The sequence below is a fragment of the Rhodoferax sp. GW821-FHT10B06 genome (assembly GCF_059415605.1).
This window is the reverse complement of record NZ_JBWKNO010000004.1, coordinates 263605-279169: the sequence shown is the minus strand read 5'-3', so window position 1 is coordinate 279169 and position 15565 is coordinate 263605. Positions and strand designations below refer to the sequence as shown.

At 60.2% G+C, this 15565-nt stretch carries 13 protein-coding genes; 5 read left to right on the top strand and 8 right to left on the bottom strand.

Features of this window, described 5'->3' with window-relative positions:
• Positions 1 to 253: 253 nt before the first annotated feature.
• Positions 254 to 3187: an MGH1-like glycoside hydrolase domain-containing protein gene (locus AC07O2_RS08700; protein ID WP_495075338.1), complete on the bottom strand. Its 2934-nt coding sequence runs from the start codon at positions 3185 to 3187 to the stop codon at positions 254 to 256.
• Positions 3188 to 3236: 49 nt separating this feature from the next.
• Positions 3237 to 3851, bottom strand: a complete 615-nt coding sequence (locus AC07O2_RS08695) for a hypothetical protein (RefSeq protein WP_495075337.1) — start codon at positions 3849 to 3851, stop codon at positions 3237 to 3239.
• Positions 3852 to 4541: 690 nt separating this feature from the next.
• Between AC07O2_RS08695 and AC07O2_RS08690 the strand changes: the two genes are divergently transcribed.
• The 4 genes from AC07O2_RS08690 to AC07O2_RS08675 all read left to right on the top strand — a co-directional run bounded on the left by AC07O2_RS08690 (position 4542) and on the right by AC07O2_RS08675 (position 6826).
• Positions 4542 to 4793: a hypothetical protein gene (locus AC07O2_RS08690; protein ID WP_495075336.1), complete on the top strand. Its 252-nt coding sequence runs from the start codon at positions 4542 to 4544 to the stop codon at positions 4791 to 4793.
• Positions 4780 to 4995: a hypothetical protein gene (locus tag AC07O2_RS08685; RefSeq protein WP_495075335.1), complete on the top strand. Its 216-nt coding sequence runs from the start codon at positions 4780 to 4782 to the stop codon at positions 4993 to 4995. Before AC07O2_RS08690 ends, AC07O2_RS08685 begins: the two co-directional genes overlap by 14 nt.
• A gap of 29 nt (positions 4996 to 5024) precedes the next feature.
• Entirely contained in the window at positions 5025 to 5450 is a 426-nt protein-coding gene (locus AC07O2_RS08680) for a hypothetical protein (protein WP_495075334.1), read from the top strand.
• 317 nt (positions 5451 to 5767) lie between these two features.
• Entirely contained in the window at positions 5768 to 6826 is a 1059-nt protein-coding gene (locus tag AC07O2_RS08675) for an alpha/beta hydrolase (protein ID WP_495075333.1), read from the top strand.
• A 102-nt stretch (positions 6827 to 6928) separates the two neighbouring features.
• Here AC07O2_RS08675 and AC07O2_RS08670 read toward each other — a convergent pair whose 3' ends face one another.
• The 6 genes from AC07O2_RS08670 to AC07O2_RS08645 all read right to left on the bottom strand — a co-directional run bounded on the left by AC07O2_RS08670 (position 6929) and on the right by AC07O2_RS08645 (position 12508).
• Positions 6929 to 7507, bottom strand: a complete 579-nt coding sequence (locus AC07O2_RS08670) for a GNAT family N-acetyltransferase (protein ID WP_495075332.1) — start codon at positions 7505 to 7507, stop codon at positions 6929 to 6931.
• A 223-nt stretch (positions 7508 to 7730) separates the two neighbouring features.
• Positions 7731 to 8417 (bottom strand): GntR family transcriptional regulator, encoded by a 687-nt coding sequence (locus AC07O2_RS08665; RefSeq protein WP_495075331.1) that lies wholly within the window; start codon positions 8415 to 8417, stop codon positions 7731 to 7733.
• A gap of 65 nt (positions 8418 to 8482) precedes the next feature.
• Complete coding sequence (gene hydA, locus AC07O2_RS08660) at positions 8483 to 9937, bottom strand: dihydropyrimidinase (protein ID WP_495075330.1); 1455 nt, start codon at positions 9935 to 9937, stop codon at positions 8483 to 8485.
• 14 nt (positions 9938 to 9951) lie between these two features.
• Positions 9952 to 10674 (bottom strand): amino acid ABC transporter permease, encoded by a 723-nt coding sequence (locus AC07O2_RS08655; protein WP_495075329.1) that lies wholly within the window; start codon positions 10672 to 10674, stop codon positions 9952 to 9954.
• 40 nt (positions 10675 to 10714) lie between these two features.
• Complete coding sequence (locus AC07O2_RS08650) at positions 10715 to 11548, bottom strand: ABC transporter substrate-binding protein (protein WP_495075328.1); 834 nt, start codon at positions 11546 to 11548, stop codon at positions 10715 to 10717.
• Positions 11549 to 11611: 63 nt separating this feature from the next.
• A complete protein-coding gene (locus tag AC07O2_RS08645; RefSeq protein ID WP_495075327.1) occupies positions 11612 to 12508 on the bottom strand; it encodes a dihydrodipicolinate synthase family protein in 897 nt (298 codons plus the stop codon).
• Positions 12509 to 12609: 101 nt separating this feature from the next.
• Between AC07O2_RS08645 and AC07O2_RS08640 the strand changes: the two genes are divergently transcribed.
• Positions 12610 to 15555, top strand: a complete 2946-nt coding sequence (locus tag AC07O2_RS08640; RefSeq protein WP_495075326.1) for an FAD-dependent oxidoreductase — start codon at positions 12610 to 12612, stop codon at positions 15553 to 15555.
• Positions 15556 to 15565 lie beyond the last annotated feature (10 nt).

Here is a 15565-nt window from a genome sequence, read left to right as displayed (position 1 = left end):
AAATCATTTGGGGGTTGTAAACGCCATTGGCATCCCCCACCGGGGATGTTGACGGCGCCACACCCACCCCAAAATCTCAAGCCCAATCGCCTCCTAGCGTAGGAGGAACCTACGCTAGTAGCTATCAATACTGCAGCAACCTCAGGCTACAAAAAGTACCCCAAAGCGGACAGCGCTCGTGGACAAACAATCCATGGCATCTGCTGGATCCAGACGCCCGTAGACAGCCGCAACAGCGGCTTCTAGCCTTCATTTACTGGGTTGCTGTAAATGTCCAGAGTTGGTCATTGGTTGCGTTGTCGGACCATTGCAAAGCGTTGGCGCCGTCCGTCGTCAACATGCTATCAATACCGAGCACCTTGCCGCTGAACTTGTTCACCAGCTTGTAGTAGCCATTGCCACCATCCACTACTTTCCATAGATTTCCGGCTATACCGGAGTCAGGGGTCTGGACCGACTTGGTGCCGTTGGAAGACATCATTTGGTCTATGCCCAGTACCTTGGAACTATTGACGTTGACAAACGCGTACGTACCGTCATTGAGCAGCCGAGCACGCCATTTGTGGTCGGCGGTACCTGAGTCAGCCCATTGAACCACCTGCGCGCCATCGCTTGTCGACATGCCTGTGACACCCAGAACCTTGCCACTGTTGCGGTTGACAACCTTGTAAATGGCATTGGAGGTCAACCCGCTGTCTATCGTCAATGCCCAGCGCTGGTCCAGAGAGCCCACGTCACTCCATTGAAGCGCCAGGGCGCCATCGTTTGTCGCGGCATTGGTTATGGCCAGCACCTTGCCGCTGTTGCGGTTGGTGATTTTGTAGGTGCCGTCGTCTGTCGATTCAATCTTCCATTCGTGGTCCGTTGTCCCGGTGTCTGCCCATTGGATGACCTGGGCGCCGTTGCCAGTGGACATGCCGGTGACGCCAAGCACCTTGCCGCTCAACACATTGCGGATCTTGTAGAACCCGCTGCTTTGCAGCTCGATGATCCAGTTGTGGTCAGACGTTCCGTTATCGGTCCACTGCAGCGCAGACGCACCGTCGGTTGTTGCCGCGTCGGCAATGCCCAATACTTTTCCACTATTGAAGTTGACCATGCGGTACCTGGAGCCACTGGCAATGCCGTTGCCATAGACTTCAAACTCGCTCATCCCGGTGTAGAAGCCCGACGCATTGTTGAACACCGCACGAATGCGAGACGCATTGACCGCAGAGAAATTGACGGTGTTGACCGTATTCCCCAGCGGCGCCGCAGGCGACTTGACCTGGTTCGGAATATTGACCCACGCGCTGCCATTCCAGTACTGAAGGTTGTAGCTGGTGGGGGCTTTCAGGCCGGTCTCATCACTGAAGAAATACAGCTTCGCGGACGAGAACGTCTTGGTAGCGCCAAAGTCCACCGCATACCAGTCAACGGCATTGCCCGAGGAAAAGGACGACCAGCGGTTCTTCGTATCCTGGTAGTACCAAATCCGGCCGTCATTGGCTTTTCCAGCCGGATCGGTGGAATAGCTGAAGGACGCTGACGCAGCGGGATAACCGCTGCCGGACACATTCACCGCATAGTTTTGGGCGCCAACAGTCGCGCTGGCCACGATGGGCGCAGCGATATTGATGGTTTTCTTGCCCAGCGCCGCCGGACCGACTACCCGCGTGCCATCGACATAAATGGACAGGCCGGCACCTTGGCCGTAGCGGGTACCCGCTGCATCCCACAGAATGGTCAGGGAGTGGCCATGGTAGGCAACGTCTTCAAGAGCAAAGTAGCTCACATAGTTCGGATCGCTGCTGCTGGTGGGAATCAGGGGGTTCACCTCCAGCACATCGTCGCCGCGTGGCCGCAGACCCACCAACCCGGAAATAACCAGATCGATGTACCCGGAGTGGAAATAGTGTTGGCTGCGCTCCGGCAAATCGACGATCGGGCCACCCACATCCGGGTCATAGTCTTCCACCAAATACGGCTTGCCATTCTTGTAATGCTGCACCGTGTATTGGTTCAAAACCTTGATGTAGTCACTGCGAGACACGTTGGTCTGCGTGTAATTGTTGAGCAGATTGGCCATGCCGCCCAGTAACTGGGTTGTCTGGAATGGCCAGCTTGGGCCATTCCACTGACACTCGCGCAATTTGGTTGCGGCGTCGTACCGGTATTGCCGCATGTAATATTGGTAGCTGGGTTCGTTGGTTCTGATGCCAAATTGGCCATAGAACTTGGACGTATCCATCAAATGCGTCCATGCCGTATTAAAGGTGGCATTGTTGTCTGGCAGGCCGTAATACCACGGCGCATACCCTACCAATTCCCGACCACGGATAAAGTTCCAATTTTGAACGTATTGGTTGGATACTTTATATCTGTCCACAAAATGGTTGAAGGACGAATTCCAAAGGCTATTTTGCAAATTCGTTTTAATCGCGGATGCACGACCGGCAAAATCATTGGCAGTAGCAGTATCCGAAGCCAGTGCAGCGATATTACTGATCGCCTTCGCATTGGCATACATATAACTGTTAATGGATGGCCTGAAGGCGTCGCCCCCGGTAAAACCGTCATTACCGCCACTAGCGTCAATGGATGCAATGGTGTATTCGGTGGCATCGTTCAACGGCACCTGCCAATAGAGCCCACGGGACGCGTCATAGTGGTCGTTCCATGCGTTGTAAACCCGTTTCATATTGGCCAGGTTATTCACCACAAAACTCTTGTCGCTATCCACCAGGTATTTCTGGTAGGCAGCATCGCTGATCCACTCGCTGAATTGGCGTGGGTCCGCATTCGAATACCAGTGGCTGATGTAGTCATTCACCGGACGGCGATCCTTTAGCCAACGCCCTTCGGTGATATGAAAGCCCGCCGCATCGGGAATCGTGTTGCTGGGAGCCTGATCCCAACCCATGGCGTTGAGGAATTCCGTGAAAACCTCCTTGTTACCCACATTGCGCATATGCGACTTCAGTACATTCCAGCGGTAGTAGTAAATTTCCTGGATTTTATGATTGGATATATCCAAAAATGGAATATTGGATTTATACCAATCCCCATCAGGGGCATACGCTGTCAGCAATTGGTCTTTATTAAGAAAATTAGTAGGCGCCGCCAGCAAGACCGATGAATATGCGCCCCCAATGACAAAGAATGCAATGCCGGCATAGATCTTTGATTTTTTTATCTTCAATTTCATAAATGTCTCCAATTATTTTAATTCTTTAAAATTGTGCTGTAAAAATTGATCATTCAACCGGTGCACGCTCCTTTGAGTAATAAGCCATGGCAGCAGCCTTATCGCCCGAAGCTGCTGCCTGATATAGGGCCTCCTCCACATGAATTAATGTATTTTTATATTCTTTACCCGCTACCGTGTCTTCATTTTGTGCAATATTTCGCCGCAATTCATTACCAAGTTCGCTAGCGGAACGCCCATCTCCCTTGGCAAAACGCTCCTCAAGCTGCTTGACGGTATTCGCTGCCTCTTGAATTTCTTGGTGGCAATCGATACCAGATTTTTCAATCTCGGCGGCATTCGCCCCTCTGCATTTGCTGGCCAGCCGTAATTGCGCGGGTATTCCCACGGTATTTGACGGGGGCTTTTCATTCTGCAATGGCTCATGCACTGCCAGTGCAGGCTGGCATCCATTACCGGTAGTCACATCTGTTCCCTTAATGCATGGGGAATTTTGCGGTACCTGTTTTGCTAAAGGCAGAGTCACACTTCCAGCATCGAGAGCACTCAAATTTTCTTCGGACAAGGGCTGAGTTTCTTCAAGGAAAAAATATATACCCAACCCCAATATGAGAAGCACACAGAAAATAAAATGACCAACCCCCCATTTTTTTATTATTCTCATTATTTACACTTGTTTTATGAATTAAATGGGTTGTTTTGAACTACTGGGCTGCCAAGCCCATGAAAAAGCATATGCACAGCGGTTTATCAGGATTGAATCCCGGAAAACGCCAACGCGTTCAAACACGGCGCCCGCAGGCAAAGGGAAAGCGAGCGGATATGCCGCAGAGGTTCGTACTGAGCCTGTCTCCTAGAATTTTTATTGCTCGTCGCTTCGTAAGAGAATGTGGCGCAGGCAACGGATGGTATGGAAACTTTCCATATCAACCTAATAATGATTGAGCGGCATTTGATACACAAACAGATATCCACGTATACCCCATCAGCATTTACCCCGAAGTCAATGCAAGGCGAGCACCCCGTGTACATGTACTCCCCACCTGCTCACCAAGCGCGTGCGGGGTCGGGTCAAAAAGTCGGCGATGCAGCCGCCCCGAATGTCCAAGCCAAATCGCCTTTTAGCGCACGCAAAACCTACACCTGAAGCTATAAAAACAATAGCGAACTGTCAGTTTACAAGCGCAAGACAACACAAACAATTACATCAAATGAGAATTATTCTCATATAATACTTTCACATCCCAGCTAGCCACCCCCGCCGGTACAGCGCGCACTCCACGCTGTTTGCACCTCCCACCAGCCAGCCCTTGACTCTTTTCAACTGTTGTCAGGTTTTACTGTGGCGCGTCGTTTGCACTCCTCTCCTTTCCCCTTGCGCGAGATCGCTTGGCTGATCAACCTTTGCTTTGGCTCCATGCTGTCTGCACAGGCCCAATCCATCGTTACAACGGCCGTCAAGCGCGCGCCGGCCCGCTTCACTCTGGCCTCGGGCAACACCGGGCGCGACAGCAATGCGGGCTTCAACATCCGTGGCATGGACGGCAACCGCGTGCTGCTGCTGACCGACGCATCCGCATGCCGCACAGAGTATGAGTACCCATAGCATGTACCTGGAAGCCCAGGCCGTGGCCGACGGCGAGTGCGCCCGAGCCCAATTGGCCCGCAGCTGGGCGCACAGCCGCGGCGTGGGCATAGTCACCGTACTGCATGATCTGAACCTGGCCCTGCGCTACGCCAACCAGGCCGTGCTGCTGCAAAGCGTCCGCGTCCAGGCCGACGGCTGCCCGCAACTCTTGATGGCATAGACCCACAACGCCCCACAACGGAGACCACCATGGTGACCCAGGAAGCCCGCGTCCATGTACTGCAACGCCAGCCGCTGATGCTGGTGGCCGCGCCGCCGTCCGACGTGGCCTGCGAGCACGCCGCCCTGGTGCGCATGCTGGCCGGCGCCCAGGCCCGTGTGAGCAGCCTGGTGGTGGACTACCAGCAGCAGATCCACGCCCTGCAAGCCCAGGTCATACGCCTGCGCGCCCGCGTCATCCTGCGCGACACCATGCTGGCCTGGCTGCGCGAAACCCTGGTGCAGCTGGAGCCCCCGGCTGCCGAAGATATAGAAGCCCACCACGCAGCAGCGGACTGGGTAATCTGCCAAACGGGCTGCGTCAGCCACGGTAGCTACTGGCGCGAAGACGACCAGTGCCGGCGCACGGGGAAGAGCTGCACCATGGAAGTCATTAAGAAGGAAATACCGCTCTAGCGCATGGCGGACTCAAATCTGAAGTGCAACACCTTATTCAACTATGGTGCAGAAATGACAAAACCCCGCCAGTACCAGCAACTCCAGTCAGACGAACGCATCGCGCTATCGCAGCGTCAAATGTTTCGACGAGTTGCGCACTACCTCGGGCAAGCCAGAGACTAACTTTGGCATTGGTGCGTCTTGCTCGAAGTCGACCTGCAAGTTCTTGCTTTGCAAGCCGAGGTAAAGCCGGGCTGCGCCTAGAGCCTTCTGTCAACCTCTTGACTTTCTCCACGTTGCTAGCTGATCGCACACGAACCCAAAGGGACATGAACATGCTTCGCATTACTTTCGTCGCAACGTGGCTGGTGATGTTGTCTTTGGCAGCCAGCGCCGCAATCGATCCGGAGGTGTTGGCATCGGTACCCGTGGTTCAGGACGGGCGCCTGGACGTGGCTACCGCGAAGGGAACGGGCGTAGTCCCGATTCATGTTTCACGCGACTGGACACAACCACAGCCGGGTGTAACCCGTGCGGTTATCGTGATCCACGGCTGGCTCCGAAGCGACCTCAAGTCCGGCGAGTTGGCAACCGCACGGGCAGGCGCATCGGCGGACGATGCCATGCTCATCACACCGCAGTTCCTGATCCAGGCCGACATCGACGCACACCATCTGCCAGACACCACCTTGCGCTGGGGGCCGAATGACTGGAAGCTGGGATACGACGCACGTGGTCCGGTGCCCATCAGTTCCTTCGATGTACTCGACGCCATCCTCACGCGCCTGGCGGATCGGCAATTGTTCCCGCATCTGCGCACGGTCGTGGTCGCCGGGCATTCCGCAGGTGGGCAATTCGTGCAGCGCTATGCCGCGGTCGGGCATGGACAGGAGCCGCTGCTGCGGCTGGGAGTGCACCTGCGCTATGTGGTCGCTAATCCGTCTTCCTACCTCTATTTCACGTCCGACCGACCGATTGATGTCAACCAGCGTGCCGATGGAATGACGATCGCTTGCCTAAAGGCGAACCGTTGGGGGTATGGGTTCGATGGTGGCCTGCCTTCGTATGTCTCACAGCCGGTTGATCCGCAGGCACTGGAACGGGACTATCTGGCGCAGGATATTGTCTATTTGCTCGGGACATCCGATATCGATCCGGCGCACCATCAACTCGACCGCTCATGTTCGGCCGAGGCCCAGGGGGCCACCCGTTTCGACAGAGGCACTCGCTACTTTTCCTACCTGTCGTCGCGCCCACACGGTGAATGGGCACAACGGCTTTTGGAAGTGCCGGGTATCGGACACCACAGTCCCCAGATGCTCTCCTCGACCTGTGGTCGTGCTGCCTTGTTCGAGCAGGATGGCTGTACGCCGAAGCCTGCGGCTGACCGGTAGGCGGAAAGCCGTCTCTGGTAAACGACGGGTTATGACCGGGCATCGACATCCGTCAGATTTGCCGCTGGCGCGGTTCTTCGCACACCGTTGAGGCAGCAGGCCTCAAACGTCGATGCGGAATCGAAGTTCCGGTGTGCCGCCAAGGCATGGTGATTTGACAAACGCTTCTACCAGAACACCGCCATTGGCCCGAATCACCCGCTGTGATGCCAAGTTTTCAGGGCTAGTGGTGATTTCGACATAACTCAGCCCCTCGGCGGGCGTATCGAGCAACAGTAAGCGGAGCGCCTCTTTTGCGTAGCCCCGTCCACTTTTCCACGGCACAACGCTGTATCCAATATGGCCAAGGCAATAGTCGGGCAATGTATTGCTTCCTGAAGACCACCGCAGGCCTATGCTGCCGCAAAACTCGCCATCCCACAACCAACGTCGATACCCGGGCAGACGAGGTACCGTCGTTCCATCTGGAAGCTTTACAGGATCACCTCTAGCTTCCCGGTCCACGAGACCTTCGAGAAAACGAGCGGAGTCAGCTTGTATCAACAAGAGTTCTTCTTGCGCAAACTCTGGCCGGAGATTGTTGGGCGACCACCCCTTCTCCAATGCCGCGACATAGCCGGGAAGATAGGTAGGTTCTGGCCAAACAAGCCTTACGTTTGAACTGGGTGTCGCAAGTGGCATATCTTCAGTAGATTGGGTATTTGTGCATCGACTGGAAAGCAGTCGGGCATGCTTGGTTGTAGTCGATGCCCGCCATCGACGAACCACATTCGCGTATCCACTAAAAATATCACAACACCTACGGCATCGAATACCTCATGCGCTTCAGGCCTCCAGCGCAATATCCACGTGCGCAAACAGCTACATATTAAATAGCACCGACTGCAGCCCGATAGCCCACACCTCAATCGGTAAGCGCCCGCTTCACGTCTTCCTGCAGGTTGCGCAGATGCTCGCGCATCAGGGCGCTGGCGCGCTGGGCGTCGCGGTCGCGCAGGGCCTGGACGATTTCGCCGTGCTCGTCGTGGTTCTCGCGCTGGCGGTGCAGCGGGCTGTGCAGGCGGAACAGGCGGGCGTTCACGCGCAGCTCTTCCACCAGGCGGGGGAAGACTACGTTACCGCTGGCGGTGGCGATCAGCACATGGAAGCGGTCGTCGAAATGCCAGTGCTCGACCTCGCTGTGCTCACCGGCGTTGAGCGCCTCGATGTCGGCCTGCAGGGCATCGATCTGGGCATCGGTAATCTTGCTGACGGCCATGCTGATGGCTTCGCATTCGATGACTTCGCGGGCCCGCATGCAGTCGAAGTATTCCTTGGTACCCAGCGCGCGCACGGCGTAGGAACGCGCGTCGCGCCGCACCAGCAGGCCCTCGCCCGCCAGCCGCACCAGAGCCTCGCGCATGGGGGTGCGGGAAATGCCCAGCACCTCCGCCAGGTGGGCCTCTTGCAGGGGACTGCCAGCGGGAATCTGGCGGTCGAGAATCATGGTGCGCAGGCGGTCGTAGGCCTGCTCGGCCAGGCTGGCCGAGCGCACTTCAAGCGGCGCGATCGTGATGGTGGCGGGTTGGGCCGGGCTGGGAAGGCTGGGCATACGGGTGTCTATGGACAAAAAAGTGCGGCAAGCGTATCAGACCTTAGCCTGACACCACCAGTTGATCAAAGCCACTTGTTCAGCGGGTTGCCCTCGTTGGGCACGCGGGGCCGCAGGCAGGGCTGGAACTGGCCCGAGCCAGCCTCGGCGTTGAACACGCCGTCCTGCCAAACCACGCGGCCGCGCGACACCGTGATGCCGGGCCAGGCGCGCAGCTGCATGCCCTCGTAGGGTGTGTAGTCGGCAGCGTGGTGCAGCATGGTGTTGCGGATGGTGATCTCCTGCCCTGCGGGAAAGATGTCCCAGACCACGAAGTCGGCGTCGCCGCCCACGGCGATGGTGCCCTTCTTGGGGTACAGGCCGTACAGGCGCGCGGGGTTGGTGGCGGTGAGTTCCACAAAGCGGTGGATGTCAATGCGGCCGGCCAGCACGCCCTCGCTCATCAGCAGGGGCAAGCGGGTTTCTACACCGGGAATGCCGTTGGGGATGCGGTCGAAAGAGGCGTCGTCACCGGCCACGCGCTTGCCGTCCGGGCCCTGCATATTGAAGGGTGCGTGGTCGGATGAAAAGATGGTGAAGATGCCGCTGGACAGGCCGTTCCAGATGAACTGCTGGTTGGCCTTGTCGCGCGGCGGCGGGCTGCAGATGCAGCGCGCGCCGTGCATGGGGTCGTCGGGGTTGATGCCCAGGTCGTCGGCACTCAGGAAGAGGTACTGCGGGCAGGTTTCGGCATGGATGGGCAGGCCGCGGCCGCGCGCCCAGTGGATCTGCTCGACCGCCTCGCGGCCGGAGACGTGAACGATGAGTATGGGCGTGTCGATCAGCTCGGCCAGGGCGATGGCGCGGTGCGTGGCCTCGCGCTCCACCGCCATGGGGCGCGAGCTGCTGTGGTAGCGCGGCGCGGTGAGGCCGGCCTCCAGCAGTTGCTCGGTCAGCCAGGCGATGCAGTCGCTGTTCTCGGCGTGGATCATGGTCATGGCGCCGTGTTTGCGTGCCGTGGCCAGTACCTCGATGATCTGCCGGTCGTTCAGCTTGAGGTCGTCGTAGGTCATGTAGATCTTGAAGGAGGTGTAGCCCTTCTCGATCAGCGCGGGCAGCTCGCGCTGGGTCACGTCCTTGGTGGCGTCGGCCACGATGAGATGGAAGGCGTAGTCGATCACCGCCTTGCTGTCCGCGCGGCGGTGGTAGTCGTCCACCGCGTCCTGGATGCTATGGCCCTTCTGCTGCGCGGCAAAGGGCAGCACGGTGGTGGTGCCGCCGCAGGCCGCGGAGCGGGTGCCGGTGTAGAAGTCGTCGGCAAATCGCGAGCCATCGCTGGTAGGTTGGTCGAAGTGGCAGTGGCCGTCCACGCCCCCGGGGGTGACCAGGCGGCCGGCCGCGTCGATTTCGCGGTCGGCATGGCCCTCCAGGCCCTGGGCGATGGCGCAGATGCGGCCGTCACGCACGCCTATGTCGGCACGGTAGCGGTCACCTACCGTGGCGATGTCGGCGTTGCGCAGTATCAGATCGTAGGTTGCCATGCGGCTTTCTCCGGCTAGCGTTGTTCAAGCGATGTGTCGGCAGGCTTCTGCTTGGCAGAGCTGCCATGGCCGTAGGCACGGCCGTAATGCTGTTCGATGCGGCGCTGTACCAGGTCCCACACCGTGGTCATCAGCAGGTAGTAGATGGCGGCCACGGCAAACAACTCCAACACCATGAATTTTTCCTGGATCAGCACCTGGGTGCGGCGCAGCAGTTCTTCCATCGAGATCACGGACGTGACCGAGGTGGTCTTCAGCAAGCCGTTGATGCTGTTGCCCAGCGTGGGGATGATGAGCCGCATGGCCTGCGGCACCACGATATAGCGCATGGTCTGCGTATTGCTGAAGCCCATGGCCTTGGCAGCAGCGGTCTGCCCTGCCGGCACCGACTGGATGCCCCCGCGCACGATCTCGGCCAGGTAGGCGGCCTCGTTCAGGATCAGGCCCAGCAGGGCCGACTCGATCACCGACAGCTTCAGCCCCAGCTGTGGCAGGCCGGTGAAGATGATGATGAGCTGCACCAGCAAGGGCGTGCCGCGGAACACCCAGATATAGAAGTGGGCCGGCAGGGCCAGCCACGCACGGCCGGACAGCCGGGCCAAGGCCAGGGCGCCCCCCACGAACATGCCGCCGACGATGGCCGCCAGCGTCAGCCAGAGCGTGGTGAGCGCGCCGCTCAATATGTAGGGGTTGAACAAATAGTCGGCAAACCCCGACCAGTTCCAGCCTTGACCCATGGACTATCCTTGCAACTCAGTGTGTGGTGGAGGCCAGCGTTCAGCCGGCTGCGGGGCCTTTTACGGTGACGGCGCCGTCAATCGGCTTCACGCCGTACTGGTCGAACAGCTTCTGGAAGCTGCCGTCGGCCTTCATATCGTTCAGCGCCTTGGCCATGGCGTCGGCCAGTTCCTTGTTGCGCGAGGCGATGGCCACCGGGGTGGGGAACAGGCCGCTCAGTACACGGTCGAAGTCGCCGCGCTTCTGATATTCAGTGGCGGTGGAGTCGATGGACAGCGCCACTTCGACCTGACCGGCACGCAAGGCCTGGAAGGCCATGGCGAAGTTCTCGAAGGTGCGGATGGTCATGCCCTTCATGCCCTTGTCAGTCAGCTGCTTATCCAGCTCACGCGCCTTGCGTTCTTCAAAGCCGCCGATTTCTACGCCTATGCTTTTGCCAGACAGGTCGTCCGGTTTGGCGATTTTGAGTGGGTTGCCCTTGGTGGTGCTAATGCTGATGGCCTGGTTTTCATACTGCAGCATCTGCATCATCTTGGCCCGCTCTTCGGTGTAGAAGATGCCGGTGTTAATCACGTCCCAGCGGCCGGCCTGCAGGCCCGGGATCATTGCCGAAAACTCGATGCGCACGTATTCCGGCGTGAGGCACAGGCGCTTGGCGATAGCTTCGCCCAATTCCACCCGCATGCCCTTGAGTGCACCGGTTTGGTCGACAAACTGCATGGGCGGCAGGGTTGGGTTGACCGACATAGTCAGCGTGCCCTTTTTGACCAGGGCCGAATCCGGCACCGGGGATTTGCAGGCCTGCGCGCTCGCAGTGCCCAAGCCGAAGATGAAAAGAGCCGTCGCGGCGCCAAGAGCGGGAAGCAGTTTCATGGTGATTTCCTTCAAAGGTAGGTGGAGGCAGCAAACAGAAAGCGGGGAAAGTAGTAGCGGTACTCAGGCGCGTATCGAGTCGATCAGCCCCAGGCGGTCCAGCGCCTGGCGCAGGTCCACGGCATCGGCCTCGGGCAGCGGCAGGCGGGGGGCGCGCGGCTTGCCAACCGGCAGGCCCATCATCGAAAGACCATCCTTGGACGCGGCCACATAGCGGTGGCCGCCGACCCAGCGCACGATGGGCAGCATTTGTTTGTAGAGCGCCAGTGCGGCGGGCATGTCGCGCTCATCGGCCACCAGCTCAAACAGGCGCGCCGACATTTTTGGGATCAGGTTGGAGCACACGGCCACCCAGCCTTGGGCGCCCAGCCAGAACGACTCGTAACCCAGGATGCCGGCAAACACGGTCATGCGGTCGCCGCACAGCTCGATGATGTCGCGCACACGGGTGACTTCCAGCGTGGACTCCTTGATGTACCGGCAGTTGTCTATGCGTGAAAGGCGCGCAACCAGCTCGGGCTTGAGGTCCACATTGGCGGTGGCGGGGTTGTTGTACAGCATGATGGGAATGCCGATCGACTCGCCCACCTTGCGGTAGTGCGCGAACAGCTCGTCGTCGGTGGGGCTGCTGTAGAACGGCGGAATGATCATCACGCCGTCGGCGCCCATGCTCTCGGCCTCGCGGCTCAAGCGCACGCACTCGTCGGTCCACTCCGCACCGGTGCCGATCAACACGGGCACGCGTTTTGCTGCGGTACTGACGCAGGTCTCGATGACCAACTGGCGTTCATCGGGGTTCAAAGACAGGAATTCGCCGGTGCTACCCAGAGGGATCAGGCCGTGTATGCCCTGCTCAATCTGCCAATTGACCAACTTCTTCAATGCGGGCACATCGACGTGCTTGCCGTCCGCAGTCAAGGGGGTAATAAGCACCGTATAGGTGCCACGGAATGCTGTCATTGCCGGTCCTGGTGAAAAATGTGATGACGATGTATTTGTATACGTGTAGTATACGTATACATTCAAACACGTCAACACGATTTTTTTCGCCCAGCACTTTCATGAGCACCCGACTGACCCATCCCGCCGTCACTGCCAGCGGGCGCCCTATCCATTTCTGGTACGACGGCCAGAGCCTCCAGGGCCTGGAAGGCGAAACCGTTGCTGCCGCCCTGGCCGCCAACAACATCCGGCAGATGCGCCACACCCGTGAAGGCGAACGCCGGGGCATGTACTGCGGTATGGGCGCCTGCTTCGACTGCCTGGTCACCGTCGATGGCCAGACCAGCCAACGCGCCTGTCTGGTCAAAGTGGCCGATGGCCAGCAAATTCGCTCGTCCATGCCCGCCGGCACCCCGGAAGACCCGCTGCGCCCGCTCACACCGGAAGCCGGCAGCGAGCCCGCGACCCGGCAGGTGGACCTGCTGGTGGTGGGCGCCGGGCCGGCCGGCCTGTCGGCCGCGCTGGCCGCACGCCAGGCCGGTGCGGAGGTACTGGTGCTGGACGAACGCCTGCAGTCCGGCGGCCAGTTCTACAAGCCACTGGCCCCATCACAGCAAACCAGCACGCCGTTGGATGGCCAATTTGCCAAGGGCCTGGCGCTGGAAAAGGCGGTGCGGGATGCCGGTGTTACCGTGCTGCAGAGCGCCCAGGTATGGGCGGCCTTCTCGCCCCAGGAAGTGGGCGCCTTGATCCATGGGCAAGCCACGGTGATCCACTGCAAACAGCTGGTGATTGCACCCGGTGCCTACGAACGCCCCATGCCCTTCCCCGGCTGGACGCTACCGGGCGTAATGACCACAGGCGCCGCCCAGACCTTGGCGCGCGCCTACCGCGTGGCGCCGGGCCAGCGTGTGCTGATTGCCGGCAACGGCCCGCTGAATTTGCAGCTGGCCGCCGAGCTGCTGGCCGGTGGCGCGCATGTCGTCGCGGTGCTGGAATCGGCGCCACGCCCCACGCCGCACCAGTGGCGGCAGATACTGGCGGCAGCACGCACCGCACCCGACCTGCTGCGCGATGGCTGGCGCTATCTGCGGCAACTGCGCGCCCACAAGGTGCCGCTGCTGTGGGGCCACTCCGTCGTCGCCACCGAGGGCGTGGGCCAGTTGCAGGCTGTGCAGGCTGCTGCGCTGGATGCACAAGGCCAGGCCACGATTTCAAAAGCGCTGCGCTACGAGGTGGACACCTTGTGCCTGGGCTACGGCTTCATTCCTTCCACGGAACTGGCCCGCATGCTGGGCTGTACACACCGCGTGGCCGACCGCCATCTGGGCTATCTGGCCACCGTGACCGAGGCGGACGGCGCCACCAGCCTGCCCGGTGTGTACGTGGTGGGTGACGGCGCCGACATGGGCGGCGCGCGCGTAGCCCAGGCACGCGGCACGCTGGCCGGGTTGGCCGCGGCGCGCAAGCTGGGTTTACACGCCACCGAGCCCGCCGGTACGCAGCGCCGGCTGCAGCAGGCCGAATGCTTTCAGCAGGCACTGTGGTCGCTCTACCAGGCACCGCCCATACGCTTGCAAGACCTGCCCGACAGCACCTTGCTGTGCCGCTGCGAAGAGATCAGCTTTGGTTCGGTGCGCGCGCAAATCCGCGCCGGGCGCGACACGCTGGCGGCGCTGAAGCGCAACACCCGCCTGGGCATGGGACGCTGCCAGGGACGCTATTGCGCAGTCACCGCCGCCAAGCTGGTGGGGGAGATGACGGGGCGCCCGCCAGAGGTCGAACAGTACTTTGCGCCACGTCCCCCGGCCAAACCGGTGCCTGCCGGCGCACTGGGCTTCGAGAAGCCCGAATGGGGTGGCCACAAGCACGCCATCACGCCGAATCTGGCCCGCCCGGTGGAGCACATGGTTTTTGCGCCTGTGCACACGGATGTGCTGGTCATCGGTGCCGGCGTGTTGGGCTCCTGCCTGGCCTACTACCTGGCCCAAGCCGGGCAGAACGTCACCGTGGTGGACCGCGACGACACCAATCTGCAAGCCTCGGGCGCCAATGCGGGCAGCCTGCATGTGCAACTGCTGTCCTTTGACTTCGGCGCCAAGGCCCAGGAAGGTGGTGGCCCGGCCGCGGCCACGCTGCCGCTGGGGCCGATGTCGGTGCGCCTGTGGCAAGAGATTGAAGCCGACTGCGCCGAAGACCTGGAGATCAAGATCACCGGCGGCCTGATGGTGGCCGACAGTGCCGCCGGCATGCACTTCATCGAGGCCAAGGCCGCGCTGGAGCGCAGCTACGGCATAGACGCCCAGGTGATTGATGGCACCGAGCTGCGCCGCCTGTCCCCCGCCCTCTCAGAGGACCTGCTGGGCGCCGAGCTGTGCCCCATGGAAGGCAAGATCAACCCGCTGCGCGCCACCTACGCGGTATCCAGCCGGGCACAACAGCTTGGCGCACGCATGCTGCGCGGCTGCGATGTGCAAGCGATTGAGCGCAAGCCCGGCGATGGGGCCGGCTTTGTGGTGCAGACCTCGCGCGGCAGCATCCACGCCGGGCGCATCATCAACGCCAGCGGCGCCTGGTCCAGCACCATAGGCGACATGCTGGGCGTGAAAATTCCCGTCAAAGGCGCGCCCCTGCAGATGATCGTCACCGAGCCTGCGCCCCCGTTGGTAGACCATTTGATCGCCCACGCCGACCGGCACCTCAGCCTGAAGCAGGCTGCCAGCGGCGGCCTCATCATCGGCGGCGGCTGGACGGCGGCCTTCCACGAAGGCATGCGGCTGAACCGCACAGAACGCGCCAGCATCGAGGGCAGCCTGTGGGTCGCACGCAAGGTGCTGCCGGCCGTCAGCGGTTTGCACATGCTGCGCTGTTGGGCCGGCATGAACGTCAACATCGACGGCGCGCCCATCATTGGCGACGTGCCCGGAGTGCCTGGCTTCTACAACGCCGTCAGCTCGAACGGCTACACCCTGGCCCCCATCGTCGCCAAGCTCACCACCGACCTGGTGGTGCATGGACGTACCTCCATCGACATGTCCCCTTTCCACATCAACCGCTTCCTTTGAACCTTTTTAA